Origin of the sequence: Algibacter ulvanivorans (assembly GCF_048381495.1) — a bacterium.
GTDB lineage: Bacteria > Bacteroidota > Bacteroidia > Flavobacteriales > Flavobacteriaceae > Algibacter_B > Algibacter_B ulvanivorans.
Genome location: NZ_JBLWGD010000066.1, coordinates 1 through 293 on the forward strand (window position 1 = coordinate 1; position 293 = coordinate 293).

At 41.0% G+C, this 293-nt stretch carries 1 pseudogene; it reads right to left on the reverse strand.

Annotation, left to right across the window (positions count from 1 at the left end):
- Positions 1 to 293: pseudogene (locus ACNG5D_RS15995) on the reverse strand (hypothetical protein); the annotation flags it as partial.

The following is a 293-nucleotide window of genomic DNA, read 5'->3' on the forward strand; positions in this document are numbered from 1 at the left end:
TCTAGACAAACTACATTGGTCTGATGCATCTCTATAGGTTGCCCACTGCAAAACTACATCAACTGAAGGGCCTTCTTCAAAAACAAGAAATTCGTTTTGTCTAGCTTGAAACTCACCAATACCTCCTGGGAAATATTCGTCTCCAGTAATTAATGTCATAACTTCTGCTGCTGCTCTAGAATAAGTGGAATGCCCAGAAACATAACCTGCAAAAGGAGGTGTTACAAAAGACGGTCTTTGGTATGGCCACCAATCTTCTGATAAAATCCATCCCACTCCTGCAGTATCTGTAT